At 48.6% G+C, this 8,823-nt stretch carries 11 protein-coding genes; all 11 read left to right on the top strand.

The features are described from left to right. The first annotated feature begins 828 nt into the window (after positions 1-828). Positions 829-1,014 carry a hypothetical protein gene (locus Q0698_RS11535; protein WP_298636789.1) on the top strand — a complete coding sequence of 62 codons (186 nt, stop codon included), beginning with the start codon at positions 829-831 and terminating at the stop codon, positions 1,012-1,014. Further along, on the top strand, positions 1,011-1,244 hold the full coding sequence (locus Q0698_RS11530; RefSeq protein ID WP_298636788.1) for a hypothetical protein: 234 nt from the start codon (positions 1,011-1,013) through the stop codon (positions 1,242-1,244). The genes Q0698_RS11535 and Q0698_RS11530 overlap by 4 nt, the downstream gene beginning before the upstream one ends. Continuing rightward, positions 1,241-1,438, top strand: coding sequence for a hypothetical protein (locus tag Q0698_RS11525; protein ID WP_298636787.1), 198 nt, complete (start codon positions 1,241-1,243; stop codon positions 1,436-1,438). The genes Q0698_RS11530 and Q0698_RS11525 overlap by 4 nt, the downstream gene beginning before the upstream one ends. A gap of 23 nt (positions 1,439-1,461) precedes the next feature. Further along, complete coding sequence (locus tag Q0698_RS11520; protein ID WP_298636786.1) at positions 1,462-1,944, top strand: hypothetical protein; 483 nt, start codon at positions 1,462-1,464, stop codon at positions 1,942-1,944. Between the two features lie 107 nt (positions 1,945-2,051). Beyond that, positions 2,052-2,381, top strand: coding sequence for a hypothetical protein (locus Q0698_RS11515; protein ID WP_298636784.1), 330 nt, complete (start codon positions 2,052-2,054; stop codon positions 2,379-2,381). Between the two features lie 119 nt (positions 2,382-2,500). Beyond that, positions 2,501-3,331, top strand: coding sequence for a hypothetical protein (locus Q0698_RS11510; protein WP_298636782.1), 831 nt, complete (start codon positions 2,501-2,503; stop codon positions 3,329-3,331). Positions 3,332-3,344: 13 nt separating this feature from the next. Then, positions 3,345-3,554, top strand: coding sequence for a hypothetical protein (locus Q0698_RS11505; protein ID WP_298636781.1), 210 nt, complete (start codon positions 3,345-3,347; stop codon positions 3,552-3,554). A 139-nt stretch (positions 3,555-3,693) separates the two neighbouring features. After that, on the top strand, positions 3,694-4,683 hold the full coding sequence (locus tag Q0698_RS11500; protein ID WP_298636780.1) for a DNA/RNA non-specific endonuclease: 990 nt from the start codon (positions 3,694-3,696) through the stop codon (positions 4,681-4,683). Between the two features lie 79 nt (positions 4,684-4,762). Then, a complete protein-coding gene (locus Q0698_RS11495; RefSeq protein WP_298636779.1) occupies positions 4,763-5,836 on the top strand; it encodes a WGR domain-containing protein in 1,074 nt (357 codons plus the stop codon). Between the two features lie 47 nt (positions 5,837-5,883). After that, positions 5,884-6,333 carry a hypothetical protein gene (locus tag Q0698_RS11490; protein ID WP_298636778.1) on the top strand — a complete coding sequence of 150 codons (450 nt, stop codon included), beginning with the start codon at positions 5,884-5,886 and terminating at the stop codon, positions 6,331-6,333. A gap of 115 nt (positions 6,334-6,448) precedes the next feature. Beyond that, a complete protein-coding gene (locus Q0698_RS11485; RefSeq protein WP_298636777.1) occupies positions 6,449-8,206 on the top strand; it encodes a phosphoadenosine phosphosulfate reductase family protein in 1,758 nt (585 codons plus the stop codon). Positions 8,207-8,823 lie beyond the last annotated feature (617 nt).

Below are 8,823 nucleotides of genomic sequence, written 5' to 3'. Positions count from 1 at the left end.
GTAGCGGTGTTGGGGGTGTGCATAATTATGCACGGATAAGTGATCGCCCTGCCCTCGCAGCGCGGGCTTTTCTTTGGGTGCCCCGTGGGGCACTCGGGGTTTTTTAGCTAAGAAACCCAGTGTTCTAGCGGTCTGTAGCGGTGTTGGGGGTGTGCATAATTATGCACGGATAAGTGATCGCCCTGCCCTCGCAGCGCGGGCTTTTCTTTGGATGCCCAGTTGGGCATTTGGGGGTTTTTGAGCTAAGAAACCCAGTGTTTTAGCGGTCTGTAGCGGCGTTAAGGGGGTGTGTCCAAATGGGCGCGGATAAGTGATCGCCCTGCCCTTGAAGAACTGGGCATACATACCGCAATCATCCCTAACCTCCCACCGAACCAGATCATGTTGAGACTGGGTTATCAGGCACATAGCACCATTGGGTTATGCCCTAACCTACCATCGAACCAGATCAGTTTAAGACTGGGTGATCAGGCTGTCAGGGAGTTGAGTTACGGAAAGGCCGGTAGCTTTGTAAATTCCGCAGAATAGATCGAACCTAATGGTAATAGCCCGTCCGACACGTATAGCGAATAACCCGTCCGACACGTATAGCGAATAACCAGTAGAACAGGTGTAGGTGTAACCAGTCCGACACGAGTAGCGAAACCCCTAGCCTCCCATCGAACCAGATCAGTTTAAGACTGGGTGATCAGGCTGTCAGGGAGTTGAGTTACGGAAAAGTCGGTAGCTTTGTAAATCCCGCAGAATAGATCGAACCTAACGGTCGCTTGGTAATTTGCGTATTTATCAAAGTCGAGATAATAGAGAGGCTAACAAATAGGAGGTTTTATGTCGTTCAACGATGAAGCGGATGAGATGGGTTTTGATGGCTGCCCGAAATGTCACTCGAATAACGTACAAGGGGGCTCGTTTGATGTGTCGGACAATACGGTAAGTCAAAAGATGTTGTGTGATGACTGCGAGGCTGAATGGTACGACGTCTATCAGTTAGTGACTCAGGAGATAGTGGAATGAGCGATGCTGAAAATGTGTTGATACTTCCTCAGTATGAGGCGGAGATTTACGGAATCAAAAACGGCTTGATTCGTGTCGAGCAGTCCCTCGGTAGGCTGGTGTTCACCTGCAACGATAAAACTAACGGGGACAAGATTGTAAGGTCTTACCCCGTTGGGAGGGTGGCTGAGGTGGCTGATCGGTTTAAGTTAGACATAGGCAACCGCACATGTGCGGGAGGAGTGGCATGATGATTAAAAAGAGCTTACATTGCCCAGCGTGCGGCTCGGCGGATTTTTTGGCGGATGTTGGTGCGACCTGGGATGTGGAAAGGCAAGAATTCGTAGTCGTGACTAATTTTGACATCTGCACCTGCAACACCTGTGCGACAGATTTTGATAAGCCCGAAGAGCGAATTCTTGCGGAGGAGGGGACTAACAACTAGGCTTTGTGTCGGAGGTGGTATCGGTGAAGTGGACAAAAGTAATTGAGTCAAATCAATCAGGCTCTTCGACCAAAATTGGTATTCGTCGTGGCCAAGAATTCCTTGGCTCCACGCACGATGACAACAAAGTGAATAGTGAGATTTTTGGGATGTCACTCTCCGACAAAGAACAATACCTGTGGTCTGTGTTAACAACGTTAATTAGCGATCGAGAGGCGGTTGATGTCGTGATCGCCGCCAGGTTTAACCTCTGGGCTGAGGTGGAGCCCGATCAGCATGTTCCTGGTAATGTTGTATCACTACGTCAACCAGTCAGTTTGCCAGCGCTCTATCGGAGTGGGGATGGATTAGGGCGTGTTGTGGTATTGGGTTTCGCTGACGAGGCCAATGCCGTGTGCGTATGCGTACCGATCGACGCAATATATCTTCGCAATAATGGCCAATTAATTCGCTATCAATCTGAGTTAGTTTTGATACCGATGCATCAGCTATCGGACTGCTTCTAAACTCTGTGTCACGCGACGCAAAATAGCCTTTTAAGCATTGTCATTGCTCAGTTTGCACTCCTAAAAAACATGGTTTAATAATCCTATAATTCTTAGGAGAGATTATCATGTCAGATGCAGAAATCAACGCTTTTTTAGCGTCCACACCGAAGGGTTCTGAGTACTACTTTACGGGCGATAAATCACTTCAACACCGCGAGGACGGATCGGTACTCTATAACGATCGGGGTAACGCATATCACCTGTTTAGCGCGATGAGTGACTTCGTGATGTTCTTCTTCGAAGGTAAGCGCGTCAACCATCAGGTATCCCTTCGTGTGGGAGAACGCGGGGATTCTGGCATTGAGTGGTTTGGTCGACCTTATAACGAGAATGAGTTGGACCCAGAAGAAGACGGCGATAGTGTCTATACGCGGTTTGTAGACAGCGATCACTAATGCCGTTCGCGCACGTAGTCTGATCGCGTGCGGCGGGAGCGTCAAGTTTCGGCCTAACTCTGCCCCTATGGGGCGGAGATGTTGAAGAAGGGCGCAGGGCAATATGCAATAGTGGTCGTATGAATATTTTGAAATGGCTTCCACTGACGATCGGGCTCATCGCGTGTCACTCAGGAGAGGTGTCTACTCCCCAGCGCGTCATTAATCTGCACCACGAAGCGGTGGAGCGGGGCGTTACGACGGTTTCTGAGTTCGAGTCGTTTATCAACGATCCGCAGCTCTTTAGCGATCGAGACAGCGCGAAGTACATCTTTAACCGAAACGGTTGGCCAGCGCGATCTCACGACGAACTGTTCGAAGAGTGGGTGTCCAGCGCAAACCTCGCAATCACTTCAATGTCGGTGACGCTCAATGAACCACCGATTGTGTATGTCTCACCACACGGCTACGCCGCTGGCGTAATGACCAAGCTAAACGATCGGCTAGTTGTGGTATTAAACCCCCTAAGAGCGGAACGGAATTGGCAGCCTGAATTTGTGACGCTTCATGAGCTTTACCATCTCTACAGCTACCAGAATGATCCAGATCGACTCGATGACTTGGATCGTCGTGCTCCGACATTCAAAGGAGTGATCCTTGATGAGGGCACAGCGACGATTAATGCGTTGTCGGATTTGAACCTTGAGTTATTGGATGTGTTTAGTCAGCCAGAGCTGGGCTTCAACGAGGCCTGGGAGCAATTCAACAACCTGCCGTTGTCTTACGACAACGAAAGGGCGATCGGTCAATGGTTTGACAATGTTAATGAGGGCTATGTCAACGCGGCATTGATCGTGAGTCGTGTTGCAGCGTGCAGTCAATTATCCGTTAGGGAGTTGAGCGTGCTATCACACCAGAGATGGATTGAGCTGGTCGAACGCGACGTAATAATGAAATGTGTGAGTCGGTAGTGAGGTTGCAATCATGGCGCTAGGTGCTCTAATCCTGATCACATTCTTGGGGTGTGCTTACGGCATCATAGGGTTGAAGCGATTACAGGGTATGTCGAGGTTATGTTCGTCTGCTCGCAAAGAGCGATATATCGATGCGTTGTTCTTCTACCTCATGAATGCGTTTGGGTTGGTATTCTTTTTACTGGTGGGCGGTATTCGTCTAGTGGGAGTGGTGGCTTGAGAGCAAAAAAGGGTGTTAAGAGGCGACTCTCTACGCGTCAGGTAAGGGCGATTCAATTTCATGGGATGTTGGCAGCGTTGGCCATTTTCTTTGGCGTGTTGATAGTAAAAGGTTTGAGTATTAATTAGGAGACTTAATCATGAAAGGATTTATAGCGCGAAATACATATCGAGCCATTGATGGCGGAGTGATCATCGTTGGTGTGGCGCTGCTGCTCATGCTTGGTGGGTTTTCAGCGACCCCAGTGACGGCAGACTCCGATGAGAAATGTCCATCGCAACTTACGTTTGGTGTTGCACCTATCGGTTACGACCATACTCGCTTCAGTCCAGCGGCGAAGTCCAGTGATCGGCTTTTTAGCGCACAGTCATTTGTCGCTGCGGTGGATGGGCTAGATGATGATAATAACGATGGGGAGAATGAATACACGATCACGCCATCTTGGGTTTCAGCCGAAATCAGGGGGCACTCAGCGAGCAGTGGTTACGCGTCAGGTATTGACCGGCCTTCGAAATGGTATCGCAATGATATTTTCGACGTAGAGCGCGACTATTTTTCTGAGCGAAATCGCGTTGATGACTCATACCGAGGCGTTGGCAATACGTGGAATCGTGGTCACATGATCTCTCGCACCGCAAGTAACCGAGTTAATGCCATGGCGGGCTGCGAAAGTCATGTTTTTGCCAACGCGGTGCCGCAAGCGGCAAAGTTTAATCAGGGGATTTGGTTAGCGCTGGAAAACCGAGAGTTGGCGATGGCGAACTACTTCGGTGCAGCGTGGGTAACCAGTGGTACTTTGTTCGAAGGAGACTTGGAAACCATCGGAGATAGCGATGAACTCCCGGTGGCGATCCCGTCGCATCTTTATAAGGTAATCGTGATTGATACTAACCAGGGTGTCGTGGCGTATTCCTTTATTTTCCCTAACGTCGCTACCGTCTCTGATGGCTCATATAAAAGCGGTCGGTGTGCGTCGGACAAATCCTATGACATAGAGCAGTATCAAGTCTCGCTAACAGAGATTGAGCGTCGTTCTGGGTATCGCTTCGCTGTGCACGACTCAACGCGATCTCGCGATCTACTGGAAATGCCCGTCGATTACCTTGATAAAGTTGGTAGCTGCTTTTAAGGCCAGCGTGGTGAGTTGCATTTTAGAGAACTGAAACATACTAAAAGTCCAATTAAACAACACCAAGGAAACTAAAAATATGTTGCAGTCGGAAGTCGTGAAATCAGCCCACCTTGTATTTTCTCAAGGCGGTTCGGATAAAGAGTATAAAGCAAATATCGAAGCGGTCTCAGAGGGCTATTTAGTCAACTTCTCCTACGGTCGACGAGGCTCAGCGCTGAAGTCGGGGTCAAAAACCACTAATCCCGTCACCTTGGAAGCGGCTGAAAAGACCTTCGCTAAGTTGATTAAATCGAAGTCCTCAAAGGGGTACACAATACTTGATGCGGAGGGCGCTGACGAGGTCATTAGCGTGCTGACAATCAAGGACGAGAGTGGTGTCCAATGCCAACTTCTTAACGAAATTAGTGAAAGCGAAGCGACCGTACTGTGTGCAGACAATCACTACGTGGCGCAGGAAAAGCATGATGGAGAGCGGCGTTTGTTGGCGTTGAGCAACGGTGAAGTAAAAGGCATTAACCGAAAGGGTTTTTACGTGCCAGTCAATCCTTCGCTCGCTACGGCGGCGCTCGCCAGCTTCCCAATGGACAGTGTTATCGACGGTGAATTGATCGGTGAAGACTTCCATGCGTTCGACGTACTCAACGTACATGGTGTAGATGTCACTGGGTTGGGATTTGGAGAGCGATACAAGATGTTGTGCAACGAGACAACTGAGTCATCACTCATCGCTGTCAGTCTCGCAGCCGCTACTGCGACGAGTAAGATGAGCTTATTGAACGCGATTAAGAACAGTGATGGTGAAGGCCTCGTGTTCAAAAATATTCACGCGCCCTACGTAGCGGGGCGACCTAATTCAGGCGGCTCACAGCTTAAATTGAAATTCTGGTCTGAATGCAGCGTGAAGGTATCTGGTATTCATGCGACCAAGCGCAGCGTATCGCTACAGCTCTCAGATAACGCTACGTGGGTTGATGTAGGTAACGTCACTATTCCTGCCAACGCCAGCATCCCAGCAGTGGGCAGTATTATTGAGGTTCGCTATCTGTATGCCTACCAAGGGGGCAGTCTATATCAGCCAATTTTTGAGAAGCCTCGCTTCGATCAAGATTTTTCAGATTGCCTCATGTCGCAACTGAAGTACAAGGCTTAAGGAAACGAACAGCGCCCTCTTAGGGCGCTTAACACGGAGATTTGAATATGCTGTTACTACTACGGACTAAAAGCCGATTCGCGCTGCTAGAAGTGAATGATAGTTTGGAGTCAATGTTGGCGAATGCCAAACAGGTCATGCTAGAAAATACTGTGCCAACGGCTTCGATGGGTTATCGCTGGAACGCTAAGGACATCGCCTTGACAGGTGTATCGCTCCAAATGGATGTTTTGTTGGAACAGGGTGATGTTGACGAATACATCAATCTGACTGACCGGCAGAATTACATTACTGTGTCGAATCTCGGGTACTGGGAGTTGGTCAGTGTTGATCGGCGACACGGTGATCGGATGGTGTTTGATGAGTGGAGTATCGACGACACGTTGAGCCTGGTTAAATACGAAGGGGGGATTCTTTACAGCTATGATAACGCTCACGGCATTGAGGATTGGTCAGATATGCTGGTGATTCGCTCAGCTTCCCCGACAATGGCTTAGCTTCTTAAAAGGCTTCTGTATTCACTTCCTAGAGCGGGGTTGATCCAGAACCCGCCTCACTTGCATTATCCAAACTGCTGTCAGAATAAGTCTATCAACTTTAGGAAGTTATTGTATGAATGCGCCAGTTAAACAGTTAGGACTTATTGCTACGGATGCGATGGCAGCAGCCGATGAACAGTGGGAGATACCCAATCAAACCTTCGAGGAAAAACTTGAGGTGGGTATCAATACCATTCGGAACCTGTTTCGAGACCCTTCGAAGCGCTGCCTAATCTCCTCGAGTTTCGGAAAGGACTCGAGCAGCGTATTGAATATTGTACTGTTAGCCGCGCTTGCCCATCGGGAAGCGGGTGAAGTTGTCCCTCGGTTGTACGTGATCAATAGTGACACGGAACTGGAAAATCCTCGTGTGAGTAACTACGCGAAGCGCGAGATACAAAAACTCAAAAACTGGGCAATCGAGCACGATTTTGACATTCAAGTCGATGTTGTCACACCTGGACTATTAGCGCACAACTTGTCGGCGATTATTGGTGGTCGGTTGATCGCATCTATGCCCGATTCGAATATGAAGTGCTCCATCGAGATGAAGGTAACGCCAATTCAAAAGCATATCAAAGCCATTCGACAGCAAGAAAAAGGCGACGGTAGAGAGTGTGTTTCGTTAATCGGAACGCGTTTTTCTGAATCAGATAAGCGTATGCGTAGCATGCTTCACAGGTGTGAGAATTCATTAATGCCAGTTAGAGATTCTAATGGTTTTTTGATGTTGAGTCCAATCGCCAGTTGGTCGTTAAACGATGTCTACACGATGCTTGGGCGGGTACGAAGCGGGGCATTACGCACCTACTCTGACTTTGAAGAACTGACGGAAGTGTATCGCGATAGCGAGTCGGGGGCGTGCATGGTCATGGCATTTTATGATGGTGACCGTCATGGTGAACAACGGGGATGTAGCGCTAGACATGGCTGCTTCACTTGCCAGGCCGTACACAAGGACCGATCGCTTGAAAATATGATCGAAAACGAAGACAACGCCTATATGCGGCCACTCAATGCCTTGCGAAACTTCATCCGCGAAACGCACTACGATCCAACCAAGCGAAACTGGATGTCACGATCCATCAACAGCGACGGTACGGTATCGTTGGCACCGAACACCTACTCGCCGGATCACGTATTGGAACTTCTGCGAATTTGCTTAAGTATCGATGCAGACGAACATGAAGCAGCCTATCAGTTAGGTATTGAGCCGCGCTTCATGATTTTATCCTTACAAAACCTACTCGCGATTCAAGTTCAATGGTTACGATATGGACTGCACGAGGGGCTAAAGGTCTTTGAAGAAGTGCTTAAGGTACAGAACGGCGCTCGGTATCACATTCCATCCGTGGGGCACGTTCACACCAAGCTGCCAAGCTATCGGGTGACATCGGTGGTACTTGGCGACGAGTTTATCGGCGACGACTATTTAAAGCTGGCCAGTGGTTCATTCCGATCGGTAGCCGGTGAGGTGGCGGGAATCTCGCCTATCGTTAAATCGTCATCAAAGAACGGTGAACGTTACTTCTACGATTGCGCGACCAGCAACGCCTTTAATGTTGATTTTGAGGGTGCTGCGGATTGGTTTACTTACTGCATGGAAGAAGATGTAGGGCGGGATTACCTCAATGCCAGTGATGCGCTAACCCGCTTGTTGTCCTATGGATTCATTGAACTCGGTAGTGGCTCTCACAGCGAGTACGATCGCATGTTGGCACGCGCCAACAAGATCAAAGAGTTGGGCTTGCAGCCGTATTTGAATGATCCAGCGAAGTTGGCAGAGATGTTGGGTACGAAGATTAAAGGTCAGGCGTCGCTTAGTTTATGACCTGGTACATCGTTACTAACTGGTCATTGCTTGCTGCGTGAAGTCGTGAAAAACAATGAGCTTTGTATAGGTTGACTAATCTGGGGTTGTCTTCACATTCGAGGATGATAAGGCGACCACCAATGACTTCCTGCGCGACGAGTATTTTCGAATACGCTTCTTGGAGAATAGACGCCAAATTAAGTGGGTTGCTAGCAATTGAAAAATTTTTACCAAGCTGGCCAATGAGAAAAGCCCTTGCTAGTTTGGTTTGGCTTTTTGTTGTGGGGATCAATTTTCTTTTAAGGGTGGCGCTTAGGTCTGCGTCACTAAGCTCGACTTCTTTAGAGGAAATAGTGAAATAAGCGAGAATATCGAAGCGTTCATCCTCGTTAACTATGATGAAGGTCCTAGCCTGATCTCTTTTTTGAAAAGTGATGGCCTTACTGTGAAGGAATTCTTTAACGTCTTGGTTGGGGGAGCTAAAAGTTTGAAGCTTGCCGGATATGGTTGATTCGTCAAACTCTTTTAGAAGATCGGCTAGCGAAACAACGAGCGTTTTAATAGTTCGATGCCCTTTTGTTTTTCAGCTTCGTAGTCTCTGATGGTCGGTTGAATTTTCCGCGGGCGATCGAGAG

Source organism: uncultured Umboniibacter sp. (genome assembly GCF_947497555.1).
Taxonomy (GTDB): Bacteria; Pseudomonadota; Gammaproteobacteria; order Pseudomonadales; family DSM-25080; genus Umboniibacter.
This window is presented reverse-complemented; position numbering and strand designations above follow the sequence as displayed.